Genomic DNA, 15102 nt, shown 5'->3' with positions numbered 1-15102 from the left:
GTCCGCTCGGGATACGTCTCACCAGCTATGTGCCCGCTCGCCACAAGATCAGGACCCTACCCGACCAAGATCACACTACGGAAGCGACGTTGGTCTGGTGGCAGACCGTCTGGGCCGCCAGGAGATCCTCCGACGGGACTGCCCGCCGGCCTTCTGGTGGATCCTTGGCGAAGCAACTCTGCGGCAAGTGGTGGGTGGCCAGCTGTCATGCGTGGGCAACTCACCGCACTGCTGCCACTGGTAAATACACGCCACACGACCATCCAAGTAAGCCCGTTCGAAGCGGACGTTTGTGCCCTGATGACCGGGACGCTCATCCTGCTGGCCCTCCCGGACCACTCGACCACCATGTACCAGGAGGGCGCTGGGTACGGCGAAATCATCGACGATCGAGAAGCCGTCACACGGCACGTGCAAGAGTACGATCTGAAGAAAGCCTGCGCTCTCTCGCCGCACGAGTCGGCAACGCTGATCGAGACGATGCTGGAGACATACGAGCCATGCGAGCCACCCCGGACCTGAGCGCCACCTGGCGCAAATCCTCCTACAGCGATGGCCAGGCGGGCGGTGAATGCGTCGAGGTCTGCGACGACTTCCCCGGCGCGGTCCCCGTCCGCGACAGCAAGGACACCACCGGCCCTGTCCTGATGCTGGACGGAGCGGCCTGGCAGCCGTTCGTCGATGGCATCAAGGACCGTTCCCTGTAGGAAGAACGAGAGGTCAGCCCCTCAGCGCGTCCGTCGCCTGCCCCGCCACCGGGATGCTGCCGACCGACGGCGCCTGGGCGACCGGGCCGGTGACCGAGCGGGAGTCCACCGGCTGGAAGTCGGCGACCTGGGTCCCGACGCCGTTGTCGAGCGGGTCCACGCCCGTGCCGGCGAGCGGGTTGGGCTTGAGGTCCGCGACCGTGCCGACGACCTGGCCGGCGTCGCCGAGCAGCGCGTCGGAGTCCGCGGCCGCCGCCGTCGTCGCACCGACGCCGAACGCCACGCCTGCCGTGGCGAGCACGGCCAGGGCGCGTCGGGCCGTCGGCGTCTTGGGGGCCTTGTGTCGGGCCATCTCTGTGCCACCTTCTGGCTTCGTTGGGTGATCGTGTCGTCGCGAAGGGTAGTTCACATGTGACGCGCGCTTCAAAGCCGTACCTCGGGGGCGTACGCCGCACGGCTGATGCCTCACACTGGTGTCCCGTGAGTTCCCAGTCGCCCATATCCGCGCGAGTCGTGCTGCTCTGCGGCCCCTCCGGCTCCGGCAAGTCCCTTCTCGCGGCCCGCTCCGGTCTTCCGGTACTGCGTCTCGACGACTTCTACAAGGAGGGCGACGACCCGACCCTCCCGCTGGTCGCGGGGAGTTCCGACATCGACTGGGACCATCCGGGCTCCTGGGACGCGGACGTCGCCGTCGACGCGATCGAGCGGCTGTGCCGCAGTCGTCGTACGCCGGTTCCCGTCTACGACATCTCACGGAGTGCCCGTACGGGTGAGGGGAGCGTCGACATCGGCGGGACCCCGCTGTTCATCGCGGAGGGCGTCTTCGCCGCGGAGATCGTCGGCCGGTGCCGTGAACTGGGCCTGCTGGCCGACGCGCTGTGTCTGAGCCGGGGACCGGTGCGGACGTTCCGGCGGCGGTTCCTGCGGGACCTGCGGGAAGGCCGCAAGTCGGTGCCGTTCCTGCTGCGGCGCGGTTGGCGGCTGATGCGGGCGGAGCGGTCGATCATCGCCCGCCAGACGGCGCTGGGCGCGTACGCGTGCGACCGGGACGAGGCACTCGGCCGGCTGGCACGCGCGGCGGTCGCCGGGCGGCCGAGGGCGGACACGGACGCAAGCACACCGACCTGACAGACCCCCAACACATCAGGCGCAACGGACGGCCGACGAGTCGACTTCGGACCTGGGAGTCGTTCGTTTCTGTCGCCCAGGGAGTGCGGGGTGGCCCGCGTCAGACCTTCTCGACTCGCACGGAATGTCCCGCGAGAAGTTGATTCATGTCGTCGGGGTCGGAGGTGAAGACGGTTGTCTCAGTTCCCTGCGCGGCTTCCCGCCCGGCCACAGCCGCCAGGACGGCGTCGATGGCGTACTTGTGTCCGTGCAGGCCGGCCGCCTTCAGCATGTCGCGTGCCATGGCAATCACTTGGTCGTCCGTGTGCGCGACGCGGATCCGGGACAGCGTCCAGTTCCACAGCGCCTGCTTCGACGCTTCACGAGGATCCCACGCCTCCAGGGCCGTGAGCGCCGAGGTGACGATCGGGATGTCGAGCCGTGGAGCCGTCTTGATCAGCGCAGCCATCTCGCGATCTCCCTGAACCGCCTTGGAGAGGGCCTCGGAATCGAACACAAAGACGCGCTGTCGCGGCCGGTGCAGTTTCGCTCGGGCCGGGCGGCTCACGCGGCCTCGTCCGTGTGCGAGCGCTGCTCGTCATGCCAGCCGTCGATCGCGGCGATGCGGTCCAACGCCGCCTGCTGCTCGTCATCCGTCACGGCGCCATGCTCTTCTTCGAGGCGTTCGGCCAACTCACGCAGTCGGTCCATGGCGTCCTGATGAGCGGCGGCAGCCGCGATATAGCCCGACACCCCGCGCGCATCGACGCGCTCCTTGATCGATTCCACCAGCTCTTCCGGCACGGTGATGGTGATCTTCCTAGTCGCCATACTTCAAGTATGCCATGCGCTGTCCGGCGCGGTGGGTGGCTGATGCGGGCGGAGCGGTCGATCATCGCCCGCCAGACGGTGCCTGGCGCGTACGTCTGCGGCCGGGACGAGGCGCTCGGCCGGCCGGCACGGGCGGCGGTCGCCGGGCCGTCGGGGTCAGGGCCGGCGGGATCGGGCGCGGCGGACCAGGTTCAGATCGAGCCGATCAGGCGGTCGAGGATCAACAATTCGGCGAAGTAGAAGGCGACGGAGCGCGGGCACACGAAAGAGCGGGACCGCGTCACGGCCCCCCGGCCCCGCGCAGTCCCGCTGTTTCGTGCTCCCCCGTGTTTCCCCCGTACCCCCGTGATCCCCCGTGTTTCCCCGTACCTACTCCCCCGTGTTCCCCCCTCGGGCCCTTGGTGCATCCCCCCCAACGGGCCGTGGTCGACCGGAACTCCCCCGAATCCCGGATCCCCCGATTCCCCCGATTCCCCCGTGCGCCTGGAGGGCTTCCCCCGTCCTCCAGGTTCCCCCGTACCCTCAGGCGACAAGCTCCCCGAAGGCGTTCTCCTCGTCACGGCCGAAGCTGAGGACCTCGTCCTCGCGCAGCCGGCGGAGGGACCGCCAGATGCTGGACTTCACCGTGCCGACACTGATGCCGAGGATGTCCGCGATCTCCGGGTCCGTGCGGCCCTCGTAGTAGCGCAGGACCAGCATGGTGCGCTGGAGTTCGGGCAGCCGGGCCAGCGCCTGCCACAGGACCGCGCGCAGCTCCGTGCCGCGCATCGCGTCCGTGTCACCGGCCGTCTCCGGCAGTTCCTCGGTCGGGTACTCGTTCAGCTTGCGGCGGCGCCACGCGCTGATGTGCAGGTTGGTCATGGTGCGGCGGAGGTATCCGCCGACCGCCGCCTTGTCGCTGATCCGGTCCCATGCCCGGTAGGTCGAGAACAGCGCGCTCTGCAGCAGGTCCTCGGCCTCGAAGCGGTCACCGGTCAGGTGGTAGGCGGTGGCGTACAGGGAGGAACGGCGCTCCTGGACGTATGCGGTGAATTCCGCCTCCGTCAGCGAGCGGCGCTCCCCCGAGCCCTCCCCGTACGCGGTTCCCCCGTTCGTGTCCCCCGTGGACGCGTCAACCACCGTCATGATCGCGGTGTGCTGACGCCCGGTGCCACGAGCGCACCCCCGCATGCTCGCGGCACCGGACTTCTCGGAACCCCGGTTCACGTCGTGCAGCCGCGTGATCACTGCGCTGGTGCTGGTGCCGTGCAGCGTGTTCATCTCGCGCCCCCCGTCGTGGAGTTCCGGTGTTGTGCTGTGCTGTTGTGCTTGTGCCGAGAAGCTTGCCCGGGGACCTTCATGGCCGTGTCAGCCGACTGTCACAGACGTGTCACAGGGGTCGGTCACGGGGGAGGCACAGGTCCTTCACACCCGTCCGTGCACGTAGCGGCACGTATCCGGGCCCAATGGGCATCTGTCGCCCACGGGTCGAACAGGAAGCCCTCCATGGGCCAGAATGAGCGCGTGCCTTCCCTGTTGCTGATCGAGGACGACGACGCCATCCGCACGGCCCTGGAGCTCTCACTGACGCGCCAGGGCCACCGGGTGGCGACCGCTGCCAGCGGTGAGGACGGTCTGAAGCTCCTGCGGGAGCAGCGACCGGACCTGATCGTGCTGGACGTGATGCTGCCCGGCATCGACGGTTTCGAGGTGTGCCGTCGCATCCGGCGCACCGACCAGTTGCCGATCATCCTGCTGACCGCGCGCAACGACGACATCGACGTGGTGGTCGGGCTTGAGTCCGGCGCCGACGACTATGTCGTCAAACCGGTCCAGGGCCGGGTGCTGGACGCCCGGATCCGTGCCGTGCTGCGGCGCGGGGAACGCGAGTCCAGTGACTCGGCGAGCTTCGGCAGCCTGGTCATCGACCGTTCGGCGATGACGGTGACGAAGAACGGCGAGGACCTCCAGCTGACGCCGACCGAGCTGAGGCTGCTGCTGGAGCTGAGCCGGCGGCCGGGGCAGGCGCTGTCCCGGCAGCAGTTGCTGCGGCTGGTGTGGGAGCACGACTACCTGGGCGACTCGCGTCTGGTGGACGCGTGTGTCCAGCGGCTGCGCGCCAAGGTCGAGGACGTGCCGTCGTCCCCGACGCTGATCCGTACCGTGCGCGGTGTCGGCTACCGGCTGGACCCGCCTCAGTGACACACGAGCACCAAGGGGGGGTCCGCGGCTGGTCCGCGGCCCGCAAGGGAGTCTGGTCACGGCTGCGGTTCACGAGCCTGCGGCTGCGGCTGGTCGTGGTGTTCGGCATGGTCGCGCTCACCGCCGCGGTGTCGGCGTCCGGGATCGCGTACTGGCTGAACCGTGAGTCCGTGCTGACCCGCACCCAGGACGCGGTGCTGCGCGACTTCGAGCGGGAGATGAAGAACCGGGCGGGTGCGCTGCCGGAGCATCCGACACAGGTCGAACTGCAGCGTGCGGCGGGCCAGATGGCGACCAGCAGTCAGCGCTTCACCGTGCTGCTGGTGGCCAGGGATCCCGACGGCCGGACGGTGTACGGCAGTTCGGGCGGGCTGAACGGGTTCTCGCTGCGGGACGTGCCGGTGTCGCTGCGCGACGCGGTCACCGAGCGGCAGAAGGTGACGTCGACCAACACGTACCCGCACCACCTGTACTGGCAGCGGACGGTGGACGACGACACCCCGTACCTCGTGGCGGGGACCCGGGTGATCGGCGGCGGGCCGACCGGCTACATGCTGAAGTCGCTGGAGTCGGAGGCCAAGGATCTCAACTCGCTGGCCTGGTCGCTGGGGATCGCCACGACACTCGCGCTGATAGGTTCCGCGCTGCTCGCGCATGCCGCCGCGACGACCGTGCTGAAGCCGGTGCAGCGGCTGGGAGTGGCCGCGCGGCGGCTCGGCGAAGGACGGCTTGATACGCGGCTCAGGGTGTCGGGCACCGATGAACTCGCCGATCTGTCCCGTACGTTCAACAAGGCGGCCGAGGCACTGGAGAAGCGGGTGGCCGACATGGCCGCACGGGACGAGGCCTCGCGCCGGTTCGTGGCGGACATGAGCCATGAACTGCGTACGCCGCTGACCGCGATCACGGCGGTGACGGAGGTCCTGGAGGAGGAGCTCGAGTTCGAGGGCGGCGGCATCGACCCGATGATCGAGCCCGCGGTGCGGCTGGTGGTGAGTGAGACCCGGCGGCTGAACGATCTGGTGGAGAACCTGATGGAGGTCACCCGCTTCGACGCGGGCACCGCCCGTCTGGTGCTGGACGACGTCGACGTCGCGGACCAGATCACCGCCTGTATCGACGCGCGTGCCTGGCTGGACGCGGTCGACCTGGACGCCGAACGCGGTATCCACGCGCGGATCGACCCGCGCCGGCTGGACGTGATCCTGGCCAATCTGATCGGCAACGCGCTCAAGCACGGAGGTTCGCCGGTGCGGGTGGCGGTGCGGGAGTCCCTCACGGAGGGGGTGGACGGCGCGGAGGGCTCCGGGGACCCCGCGCACGGGGGCACAGTGGTCATCGAGGTGCGGGACCACGGGCCGGGCATCCCGGAGGAGGTGCTGCCCCATGTGTTCGACCGCTTCTACAAGGCGAGTGCCTCCCGGCCGCGGTCCGAGGGCAGCGGTCTGGGGCTGTCCATCGCACTGGAGAACGCGCACATCCACGGCGGTGAGATCACCGCGGCGAACTCGCCCGAGGGTGGCGCCGTGTTCACGCTGCGACTGCCGCGGGACGTGTCCGCGGGGGGTTCGTCGGAGCGGGACGGCGACGCCGTGGACGAGGGCGCCGAGGGGGGTGCCCGATGAGAGACGGACGGATGACGGTACGAGGGGCTGCCGTGCGGGCGACCGTCGTGCGGGGAACGGCCGTGCGGGGAACAGCCGTACCCGGCGCGCCCCTGCGACGGGCCTCCGTGCGCGGTGTGCGGGGTCTGCTGGTCGTGGGGGCGCTCGGGGCACTCGGGGCGCTGGTGGCCGGCTGCGGGATCCGGGCCACGGAGGTGCCGACCGACTTCGGTCCGGCGCCCTCGCGGGTGCGCTGCACGCCGACCGAGCCGGAAGCGCCGACGCAGGCCGGGCAAGGGCTGCCGGTCCAGGTGTTCCTGCTGTGCGGATCGTCGCTGGTGGCCGTGGACCGGACGGTCAAGGTGCCGGACGGTGCCGCGGACGCGCGGCGGCTGCTGGTGGCGCAAGGGCTGCTGGACGAGGTGTCGCAGGAGCCGTCGGACGCCGAGCGGGAGGCCGGGTACACCACGCGCGTGCGGCGCGGGACGACGGTGAGCGGTCCGCGCCCCGGTGATCCGGAGGACACCCTGCGGCTGAGCACCGCGCCGGGGAGCCTGTCCTCCTCCGGTCTGGCGCAGGTCGTGTGCACCTTCTCCGACTCGGCGGCCACCGAGGGCGACGGGTCGGTGATCCTGGGCGGACCGGACGACAGTCGGCCGCGCCGCTACAAGTGCACGGACGAGGTCCGTGCCCGTCCGGGTGAGAAGGAACCGCCCTCCACGGAGGCCACCGGGGGCTGACGGGGGCCGGGGCCTGTCCGGCGGATCAGGCCGGGGAGGCGAGGCCAAGCACGCACATCGCACGGCGTGCCGCACCCCGCTCACCAGCGCTTGCGGGAGCGTCGGCTCCCTCCGGTCCCTCCGGCGTTGATCCGCCGGACAGGCCAGCCCGGAGACACGGGGCGCCGGGGTCGGCACGGGTGGCCGGTGGACGGTACGGGGCGCCGGGGTCAGCACGCGTGACCCGTGAACGGCGAGATTGCCGGGGGTCAGCACGAGTGGCCAGTGGACGGCGAGGTTGCCGGGGTCGGCACGGGGCCAGGGTCGGCACGGGGCCAGGGTCGGCACGGGGCCGGGGTCGGCACGGGGCCGGGGTCGGCACGGGTGACCCGTGGACGACGTAGGGCGCCGGTGGACGGCGCGGATGGCCGACGCGCGGCGCGGATGCCCGCGCATTCAGCGGATCAGCGGCGGTCCGGTCGAATCGGCGCAAGGTCCGCATCGGCTCGGCAGCCCGAGCACATCAGCTCGGCAGTCCCGGCCGCGCATCGGCTCCGCCGCCAACACCGGCCCGGCAGTTCGGGCCGGGGAAACCTGGTCGAACGGCGTGGGCCGGGCGGGTCGGTCGCGCTGTGGCGGATGCCTCACCCGGTGAACGGGTGACATCCCGGAACCGATCGTGCCGAACGCCGCGTCTTGGGGGGCGTGCAGCGTCAAGGCCTCATCGGCGGCACCGCCGCGTCCCGTATCCGTGTGACCGGAGGGCTCCTCCTGGCCGCGCATCTCGCGTTCGTCGCCTGGTACACGCTGCGCCCGCTGGATGTCCCCTGGGTGATGCCCATGAACCTGCGGCCGTTCGACGGTATCCGGGGTGATTTCGCGCTGGGCTGGGTGGCGGGGGTCCGGCGGATCGGTGAGGCGATGGCGCTGCTCGCTCCGCTGGGGGTGCTGCTGCCGATGGCCGGGGGCCGGCTGGCGGTGTCGCGGCTGGGCTCGCTGATCCGCACCATGACCGCGGTCGCCCTCGTCTCCCTGGCCATCGAACTGCTGCAGACCGCCGTGCCGGGTCAGGTCGTGGACGTCGACTCGCTGCTGCTGAACACGGCCGGCGCGGCGCTCGCGCACGCGGCCGTGGTGCCCGCGGGCCGTGCCTGGCTGCGCCGCAGGGCGGAGCGGAGGGCCGCCCCGGCCCTCCTCCCGGACGAGCCTGCTCAGGGGAGGACCCCGACGATTCCCAGGGTCGGGATCGCTCCGTGGAGCGACGCGTTTCCCCCGTCGTCTCCGTAACGTGGAACACATGGAGGCAGCCGACCGGGAAGCCTCACCACGTGTGAAGGAGCCGTCATGAGCCTCCCCGCCCGCCCTGCCAACGACCGGATGATCGGCGGCGTGTGTGCCGCGCTGGCCAGGCGCTTCGGCACCTCCACGACCACGATGCGGGTGATCTTCCTGGCGTCGTGTCTGCTTCCGGGACCGCAGTTCCTGCTGTACATCGTGCTGTGGATCCTGCTGCCCTCGGAGGACAAGGCCCGCTCGGCCTGGTGACGCCGGGCACCGTCTCCCCGCGCGTACGCCGATGGGGCGCACCCGGCATCCGGGTGCGCCCCATCGGCGGTTACCGCGTGGCTTGCGCGTGCCTTCCGCGTGCCATCCGCGTGCCTTCCGCGGGGTGGTCAGCCGCCGAGCGGGACACCGTTGACGCTGAGGCCCTGGGCGGGCAGCTGGCTCACCGGCAGACCGCCGAGGAGACCGGCACCCGGGACCGCGGGGCCCACCTTCGCGGCCACCGGCTGCACGGCCGCCATACCGGTACCGGCCAGCTCCTGGCCCGTCGCCAGCGCCTCGGACGAACCCGGCGCGGTCGCGCCGGACAGCTTCTCCGCCGGGACGGCCTGGGTGACGGTGTCCAGCGCCGGGGCGGCGTCCGGGAGCGCCGGGGCCGCGTTGGCGGCACCCGCACCGGCGGCGGCGAAGGCGGCACCGAGAGCGGCGACACCGAGGGTCTTGGCAGCAGACTGCTTCATGTAAATGCGTCCTCGAAATGGGATACGGGGAAGTGAGCGGTGCTGTGACGGTAAACACATGGCACCGCCCGCCGCAAACAACGAAATGCGGACGGATGGTGAAGACCGCGTGTGTTCACGTCTCCCGAGAAAACGCCACTCAGCTCTCCGTTACCGCAGAACCGCTGGTGGAGGCGGTCTGCCGGAACAGCCATTCGGATTTCAGCTCGGCATATCCGGGCTTGATGACGTCGTTGATCATGGCCAGTCGTTCATCGAAAGGAATGAACGCTGATTTCATCGCATTGACGGAGAACCACTGCATGTCGTCGAGCGTGTAACCGAAGGCGTCGACCAGGTGCTCGAATTCCCGGCTCAGGCTGGTGTGGGACATGAGGCGGTTGTCGGTGTTGACGGTGGCCCGGAAGTGCAGCCGGCGCAGCAGACCGATCGGATGTTCCGCGTACGAGGCCGCCGCGCCGGTCTGGAGGTTGGAGCTCGGGCAGAGTTCCAGCGGGACGCGCTTGTCCCGGACGTAGGAGGCGAGCCGGCCGAGTTCGACGGTGCCGTCGTCGCGGACCTGGATGTCGTCGATGATCCGCACCCCGTGGCCGAGCCGGTCGGCACCGCACCACTGCAGGGCCTGCCAGATGGAGGGCAGTCCGAACGCCTCCCCGGCGTGGATGGTGAAGTGGTTGTTCTCCCGCTTCAGGTACTCGAAGGCGTCGAGGTGCCGGGTGGGCGGGTAGCCGGCCTCGGCGCCCGCGATGTCGAAGCCGACGACGCCCAGGTCCCGGTAGCGGTTGGCGAGTTCGGCGATCTCCAGGGCGCGGGCGGCGTGCCGCATCGCGGTGAGCAGCGCGCCGATCCGGATGCGGTGGCCGTTCTCCCGCGCCCTGCGCTCCCCCTCCCGGAAGCCCTCGTTGACCGCCTCGACGACCTCTTCGAGGGTCAGCCCGCCCTCGAGATGCTGCTCGGGGGCGTAGCGCACCTCGGCGTAGACGACGCCGTCCTCGGCAAGGTCCTCGGCGCACTCGGCGGCGACCCGGACCAGGGAGTCCCGGGTCTGCATGACCCCGACGGTGTGCGAGAACGTCTCCAGGTAGCGCTCCAGGGATCCGGAGTCGGCGGCCTCCCTGAACCAGAGCGCGAGCTTGTCGGGGTCGGTCTCGGGGAGCCGGAGATATCCGTTCTCCCGGGCCAGGTCGACGACGGTGCCGGGGCGCAGGCCGCCGTCGAGATGGTCGTGCAGCAGAACCTTGGGTGCCCGGCGGATCTGGTCCGACGTCGGGGTGTTCGCGATGGTCTGGCTCGTCATTTCCGCACTGTAATACCTACGCGCGTAGATCGCAGGGTGGACGAATCCGTCGATGCGGAACGGTGACCGCACGAACGGGTCGAGTACACGCCACTTCTGAGAATGTTCTTTCATGGCACAGCAAACGACACCGGTGCGGACGGCCCGGCTGGGGAGGACGGTCGGCCCGGAGCCGACAGCGGTGAGCGGTGTGGTGCTGCTGCTCCCCGGCGGTGAGGAGGTCTCCACCCGCAGACCGTCCCCCGTGCTGGCGACCGCGTCCGTACGGGGCCTCGGCCGCCGTCTCGCCCGCGCGGGGCGGGAGCAGCGTCTCGCCACCCATGTCGTCCACTACCGACACCGGGGCTGGAACGGCAGCGAGGCGCATCTCGCGCAGGACGCCGCCTGGGCCGCCGACGAGGCCGTACGGCGCTACGGGGACGTCCCCGTCTGCCTGGTCGGTCTCGGCATGGGCGGCCGGGCCGCACTCCGCGCGGGGGGCCACGAGGCCGTCAACTGCGTGCTGGCGCTGGCCCCCTGGCTGCCCGAGGAGGATGTGGCGGCACCGCCGGAGCCGGTGAAACAGCTCGTCGGGCGACACGTGCTGATCGTGCACGGCACGCAGGACGCGCGGACCGATCCCGAGTTGTCGTTCCGGCTGGCGGCGCGGGCGAAGAAGGCGAACCGGGAGGTGTGCCGGTTCGAGGTCCACGCGGACGGGCACGGGCTGAGTCAGTACCGGGACGAAGTACTGGCACTGGCGGAGGATTTCGTGATGGGGGTGTTGTTCGGGCGGGCGTTCTCACGGCCCGTGCGGGATGCCCTGGCGGCGCCTCCGCCGTTGGGGCTGCGGATGCCGTTGGCTGTGGGGTTCGGACGGTCGTTGCGGCGCTAGCGACGTGGGGGTCGCCGGCGTACCGCGGCTGCGGGCCGTCCGTGGCCGGTCGCGCTCACGCGGCGGAGCCGCGTATCGATACGGCCCCTCGCCCCCGAGGATGTCGCCCCTGCCTCGGCCGGCCGGTCAGGCCTTCTCACGTCGGCAGCAGGGTTCCCCTCTTGGAGAGGAGGAACTTCTTGAACGCGGCCACCGGGGGTGTGTCGGGGCGGCCGGCGAGCCATGCGACCCCGATCTCTCTCGCCGCCCTGGGGGCCGTGACCGTCAGTTCCACGACTCCGGGGCGGGGGAACGGGGGCGGGGGGAGCAGGGCCACGCCCAGGCCCGCCGCCACCAGGCCGCGCAGCGTTTCGGCTTCCTCGCCCTCGAAGGCGATACGGGGGACGAAACCGGCCTGGGCACAGAGGTCGTCGGTGATGCGGCGCATGCCGTAACCGGGTTCCAGGGTCACGAAGTTCTCCTCGGCCGCCTCGGCCAGGCGGACGCGGCGACGGCCGGCGAGACGGTGGTCGGCGGGGACGACCAGGCGCAGCTTCTGCTCGTCGAGGCGGCGGGCGACGAGGTCGGGGGCGTCCGGCACCGGAGAGGTCAGGCAGAGGTCGAGATCACCGGCGCGAAGGCCTTCCAGCATGGCCTCGCCGTAGTTCTGGACGAGGCTGAAGCGGACGCGCGGATGGTCGGCCCGGAAGGCGTGCAGCAGGCCGGGCACGGTCTCGGCGCCCATGGTGTGCAGAAAGCCGAAGGCGACCTTGCCGGTGGCGGGGTCGGCGGCGGCGCGCACCTCGTCGGCGGCGCGTTCGATCTCGGCGAGGGCGCGTTCGACGGAGGTGAGGAAGGTGCGGCCGGCGGGGGTCAGGGAGACCGTGCGGCCGTGGCGGGCGAACAGGTCGACGCCCAGATCCTCTTCGAGGCGGACCATCGCCCTGGACAGGGTCGACTGCGGTACCTGCATCTCCTGGGCGGCGCGCGTGACGTGCTCGGTGCGCGCGACTCCGGCGAAGTGGGCGAGGCGGGGGGCGAGCAGCCTGGCCATGTCTTCCGTGTCATGTGTGTCACCGGCCCGTGACAGCCGACCTCGTGACCTCTGCTGATGCGTCATGGGAACGATTATGCCGATTCCGTGCATTGGACGGATGAGCCGGAGCGTCCGTAGCTTCGAGTGCATGACTCCCGCCAGTACCGGGGCGTCCACCAGCGTGGGCGCCGTCGCGACCGTTTCCTCCGCCCCGCCGCCCGTCTCCGAGTCCCGGATGTCTCCGGGCGGGCCCGGTTACCGCCGGATGAGTCTCGCCCTGTTCCTCGCGGGTGTCGCCACCTTCGCGCTGCTCTACTCCACCCAGGCCCTGTTGCCGCTGATCTCCGGCGACTTCGCGGTGAGCGCGAGCGACGCGAGCTGGACGGTGTCGGCGGCGACGGGTGGTCTGGCGCTGTTCGTGCTGCCGATGAGCGCGCTGTCGGAACGCTTCGGACGCCGTACCGTCATGACGGTCTCCCTCGCGGTCGCGGTGACCGTCGGACTGCTGGTGCCGTTCGCCCCGTCGCTGGGCGCGCTGGTGGCGCTGCGGGCGCTCCAGGGCGCGGCCCTGGCCGGTCTGCCGGCGTCGGCGACGGCGTATCTGGCGGAGGAGGTCACGCCCAGGGCGCTGGTGACGGCGATCGGGCTGTTCGTGGCAGGCAACAGTGTGGGCGGGATGAGCGGCCGGGTGATCACCGGCTGGGTGGCGCAGGAGTGGGGCTGGCGGGTCGCCGTCGGAGTGATCGGCCTGATCGCGGTGGCGTGCGCGGTGGCGTTCCGGCTGCTGCTGCCCGCGCCGGAGCACTTCCGTCCGGGCTCGCTGCGGCCGCGGGTGCTGGCCGGTACGGTCCGCCGCCACCTGGCCGACCCTCTGCTGCGGCGGCTGTTCGCGATCGGCGCGCTGTTCATGACGGTGTTCGGGGGCGTGTACACGGTCATCGGGTACCGGCTGACCGAGGCACCGTTCTCGCTGCCGCAGGGGGTCGCGGGGTCGGTCTTCCTGGTGTATCTGGTGGGCACGGTCTCGGCCTCCGCCGCCGGGCGGCTGGTGGGGCGGCTGGGCCGGCGGGGCGCGCTGTACGCGGGGGGCGGGACGACGGCGGTGGGGCTGGTGCTGTCGCTTGCGGGTTCGCTGGCGGTGGTGCTGCTGGGGCTGGTGCTGATCACGGCGGGGTTCTTCGCGGGGCACGCGGTGGCGTCGTCGGCGGTGGGGAAGACGGCGACGGTGGGGCGGGCGCAGGCGGCGGCGCTGTACCAGTCCGCGTACTACGTCGGGTCGAGTGCGGGGAGCGCGGTGGGCGCGGTGGCGTTCCACGCGGGGGGCTGGGGCGGGACGGTGGGGGTCGGGCTGGTGGCGGTGGCCGGGGTCGCGGCGATCACCCTGGCCGGGACGCGGGCGGCGGCGCGGGCGGTCGTCCGGCCGGCGTGAGGCGTCTTCGCCCCCGCCGCCCCTTCCCGTCCCGAAACTGGGGCTCCGCCCCAGACCCCGCTCCTCAAACGCCGGAGGGGCTGAAGTCAGCCCCTCCGGCGTTTGAGGAGCGGGGGTCCGGGGGCAGCGCCCCCGGGGACGGGACGGGAAGGGGCGGCGGGGGCGATGACACTTCCGCGCCAACCCGCTTCGACCTGCGCCTTCTTTCGCCCGGCGGGCCGTTGTCAGTGGGCTGCGATAGCTTCCGAAGTGGTGGACCACGACGACACCACATGGGGTGGGCGGACGATGACGAACGGCACGGCGACGACGACCGACCTGGACGCGAGGCTGGAGGAGTACCGGGTCGAACTGACCGGGTACTGCTACCGGATGCTCGGCTCGTCCTTCGAGGCGGAGGACGCGGTGCAGGACACCATGATCCGCGCCTGGCGGAGCTACGCCACGTTCGAGGGCCGCTCCAGCCTGCGCTCCTGGCTCTACCGCATCGCGACCAACGTGTGCCTGGACATGCTGACGGCAGGCAACAAGCGGGCCCGCCCGATGGACCTGACGGAGTCCACACCCCTGGCGCGGGCCGCGCTGTCCCCCCGCCCGGACAGCACCTGGCTGGAGCCGATGCCCGACTCCCGGGTCCTGCCCACCCCCGCCGACCCGGCGGAGGCCGCCGTCGCCAAGGAGTCGGTGCGGCTGGCGTTCATGGCCGCGCTCCAGCAGTTGCCGGCCAAGCAGCGGGCGGTACTGATCCTGCGTGAGGTGCTGGCCTGGAAGGCGAGCGAGGTCGCCGAGCTGCTGGGCACATCGGTCGCGTCGGTCAACAGCGCGCTCCAGCGGGCCCGCGCGACGCTCGCGGAGCGGCAGCAGGCCGGTGCCGAGGCGTCGGTGTCGGACCCGCTGGACGAGGAGCAGCAGAGGCTGCTCGAGCGCTATGTGACGGCGTTCGAGGGGTACGACATGTCGGCGCTGACCGCGCTGCTGCACGAGGACGCCATCATGACGATGCCGCCGTTCGACCTGTGGCTGACCGGCTCCGGGGACATCACGGGATTCATGACGACGCTGGGCGCCGCGTGCGCGGGCTCCCGGCTGGTGCCGGTGGAGGTCAACGGGCTGCCGGGGTTCGCGCAGTACAAGCCCGACCCGGAGGCCGGTGGTTTCACGCCGTGGGCGGTCCAGGTGCTGGAGATCTCAGACGGCCGGATCACCGGGTTCCACTGCTTCCTGGACACCGAGCGGTGGTTCCCCCTGTTCGGGCTGCCCCTCCGTCTCGAAGCGGAGGCCGACGAGGTCGAGCAGGGCGCACAGCGCCGGTGA

17 protein-coding genes and 1 pseudogene are annotated in these 15102 nt (G+C 71.2%); 11 read left to right on the top strand and 7 right to left on the bottom strand.

The features are described 5' to 3' along the window. Window positions 1–97: 97 nt before the first annotated feature. Together ACIF9R_RS34585 and ACIF9R_RS34580 are read left to right on the top strand one after the other, a co-directional pair. Window positions 98–522 (top strand): annotated as a pseudogene (locus tag ACIF9R_RS34585) (DUF5753 domain-containing protein). Continuing rightward, window positions 501–707, top strand: coding sequence for a DUF397 domain-containing protein (locus tag ACIF9R_RS34580; protein WP_399986476.1), 207 nt, complete (start codon window positions 501–503; stop codon window positions 705–707). Before ACIF9R_RS34585 ends, ACIF9R_RS34580 begins: the two are co-directional and overlap by 22 nt. 13 nt (window positions 708–720) lie before the next feature. On the opposite strand, the gene ACIF9R_RS34575 is transcribed toward ACIF9R_RS34580, so the two are convergent. Further along, a complete protein-coding gene (locus ACIF9R_RS34575; protein ID WP_399986474.1) occupies window positions 721–1059 on the bottom strand; it encodes a hypothetical protein in 339 nt (112 codons plus the stop codon). Between the two features lie 59 nt (window positions 1060–1118). On the opposite strand from ACIF9R_RS34575, the gene ACIF9R_RS34570 reads away from it, so the two are divergent. Beyond that, window positions 1119–1835, top strand: coding sequence for a uridine kinase (locus ACIF9R_RS34570; protein WP_399986472.1), 717 nt, complete (start codon window positions 1119–1121; stop codon window positions 1833–1835). Window positions 1836–1935: 100 nt separating this feature from the next. Here ACIF9R_RS34570 and ACIF9R_RS34565 read toward each other — a convergent pair whose 3' ends face one another. From ACIF9R_RS34565 to ACIF9R_RS34555, 3 genes are all read right to left on the bottom strand, one after another. Next, window positions 1936–2382, bottom strand: coding sequence for a hypothetical protein (locus ACIF9R_RS34565; protein ID WP_399986470.1), 447 nt, complete (start codon window positions 2380–2382; stop codon window positions 1936–1938). Continuing rightward, the gene (locus ACIF9R_RS34560; protein ID WP_399986468.1) at window positions 2379–2645 is read right to left on the bottom strand and encodes a hypothetical protein; all 267 of its coding nucleotides are present in this window, start codon (window positions 2643–2645) and stop codon (window positions 2379–2381) included. The genes ACIF9R_RS34565 and ACIF9R_RS34560 overlap by 4 nt, the downstream gene beginning before the upstream one ends. 522 nt (window positions 2646–3167) lie before the next feature. Continuing rightward, window positions 3168–3905, bottom strand: coding sequence for a SigE family RNA polymerase sigma factor (locus tag ACIF9R_RS34555; RefSeq protein WP_399986466.1), 738 nt, complete (start codon window positions 3903–3905; stop codon window positions 3168–3170). Between the two features lie 243 nt (window positions 3906–4148). Here ACIF9R_RS34555 and afsQ1 point away from each other — a divergent pair, with 243 nt between their 5' ends. The 5 genes from afsQ1 to ACIF9R_RS34530 all read left to right on the top strand — a co-directional run bounded on the left by afsQ1 (window position 4149) and on the right by ACIF9R_RS34530 (window position 8694). Further along, on the top strand, window positions 4149–4826 hold the full coding sequence (gene afsQ1 / locus ACIF9R_RS34550; protein ID WP_029394402.1) for a two-component system response regulator AfsQ1: 678 nt from the start codon (window positions 4149–4151) through the stop codon (window positions 4824–4826). Beyond that, entirely contained in the window at window positions 4823–6451 is a 1629-nt protein-coding gene (locus tag ACIF9R_RS34545; RefSeq protein WP_399986464.1) for an ATP-binding protein, read from the top strand. The genes afsQ1 and ACIF9R_RS34545 overlap by 4 nt, the downstream gene beginning before the upstream one ends. An 11-nt stretch (window positions 6452–6462) precedes the next feature. After that, the gene (locus ACIF9R_RS34540) at window positions 6463–7170 is read left to right on the top strand and encodes a hypothetical protein (protein ID WP_399986462.1); all 708 of its coding nucleotides are present in this window, start codon (window positions 6463–6465) and stop codon (window positions 7168–7170) included. A 684-nt stretch (window positions 7171–7854) separates the two neighbouring features. Beyond that, window positions 7855–8436, top strand: a complete 582-nt coding sequence (locus tag ACIF9R_RS34535; protein WP_399986460.1) for a VanZ family protein — start codon at window positions 7855–7857, stop codon at window positions 8434–8436. 57 nt (window positions 8437–8493) lie between these two features. Further along, window positions 8494–8694 carry a PspC domain-containing protein gene (locus ACIF9R_RS34530; RefSeq protein ID WP_399986458.1) on the top strand — a complete coding sequence of 67 codons (201 nt, stop codon included), beginning with the start codon at window positions 8494–8496 and terminating at the stop codon, window positions 8692–8694. Between the two features lie 128 nt (window positions 8695–8822). Here the strand turns inward: ACIF9R_RS34530 and ACIF9R_RS34525 are convergent, their stop codons facing one another. Next, entirely contained in the window at window positions 8823–9173 is a 351-nt protein-coding gene (locus tag ACIF9R_RS34525; RefSeq protein WP_399986456.1) for an ATP-binding protein, read from the bottom strand. A gap of 139 nt (window positions 9174–9312) precedes the next feature. Further along, a complete protein-coding gene (locus ACIF9R_RS34520; protein WP_399986455.1) occupies window positions 9313–10470 on the bottom strand; it encodes an adenosine deaminase in 1158 nt (385 codons plus the stop codon). A gap of 112 nt (window positions 10471–10582) precedes the next feature. Here ACIF9R_RS34520 and ACIF9R_RS34515 point away from each other — a divergent pair, with 112 nt between their 5' ends. Further along, the gene (locus ACIF9R_RS34515) at window positions 10583–11344 is read left to right on the top strand and encodes an alpha/beta hydrolase (RefSeq protein WP_399986453.1); all 762 of its coding nucleotides are present in this window, start codon (window positions 10583–10585) and stop codon (window positions 11342–11344) included. A 136-nt stretch (window positions 11345–11480) separates the two neighbouring features. Here the strand turns inward: ACIF9R_RS34515 and ACIF9R_RS34510 are convergent, their stop codons facing one another. Beyond that, window positions 11481–12443, bottom strand: coding sequence for a LysR family transcriptional regulator (locus ACIF9R_RS34510; protein WP_399986451.1), 963 nt, complete (start codon window positions 12441–12443; stop codon window positions 11481–11483). A gap of 64 nt (window positions 12444–12507) precedes the next feature. On the opposite strand from ACIF9R_RS34510, the gene ACIF9R_RS34505 reads away from it, so the two are divergent. Both ACIF9R_RS34505 and ACIF9R_RS34500 read left to right on the top strand, forming a co-directional pair. Continuing rightward, window positions 12508–13788: an MFS transporter gene (locus ACIF9R_RS34505; protein WP_399986449.1), complete on the top strand. Its 1281-nt coding sequence runs from the start codon at window positions 12508–12510 to the stop codon at window positions 13786–13788. Window positions 13789–14076: 288 nt separating this feature from the next. After that, window positions 14077–15102: a sigma-70 family RNA polymerase sigma factor gene (locus ACIF9R_RS34500; protein WP_399986447.1), complete on the top strand. Its 1026-nt coding sequence runs from the start codon at window positions 14077–14079 to the stop codon at window positions 15100–15102.

Origin of the sequence: Streptomyces sp. NPDC086080 (assembly GCF_044540255.1) — a bacterium.
Classification (GTDB): Bacteria; Actinomycetota; Actinomycetes; order Streptomycetales; family Streptomycetaceae; genus Streptomyces.
Note: the sequence above shows the minus strand (reverse complement) of the source record. Positions and strands in the feature narration are given on the sequence as shown.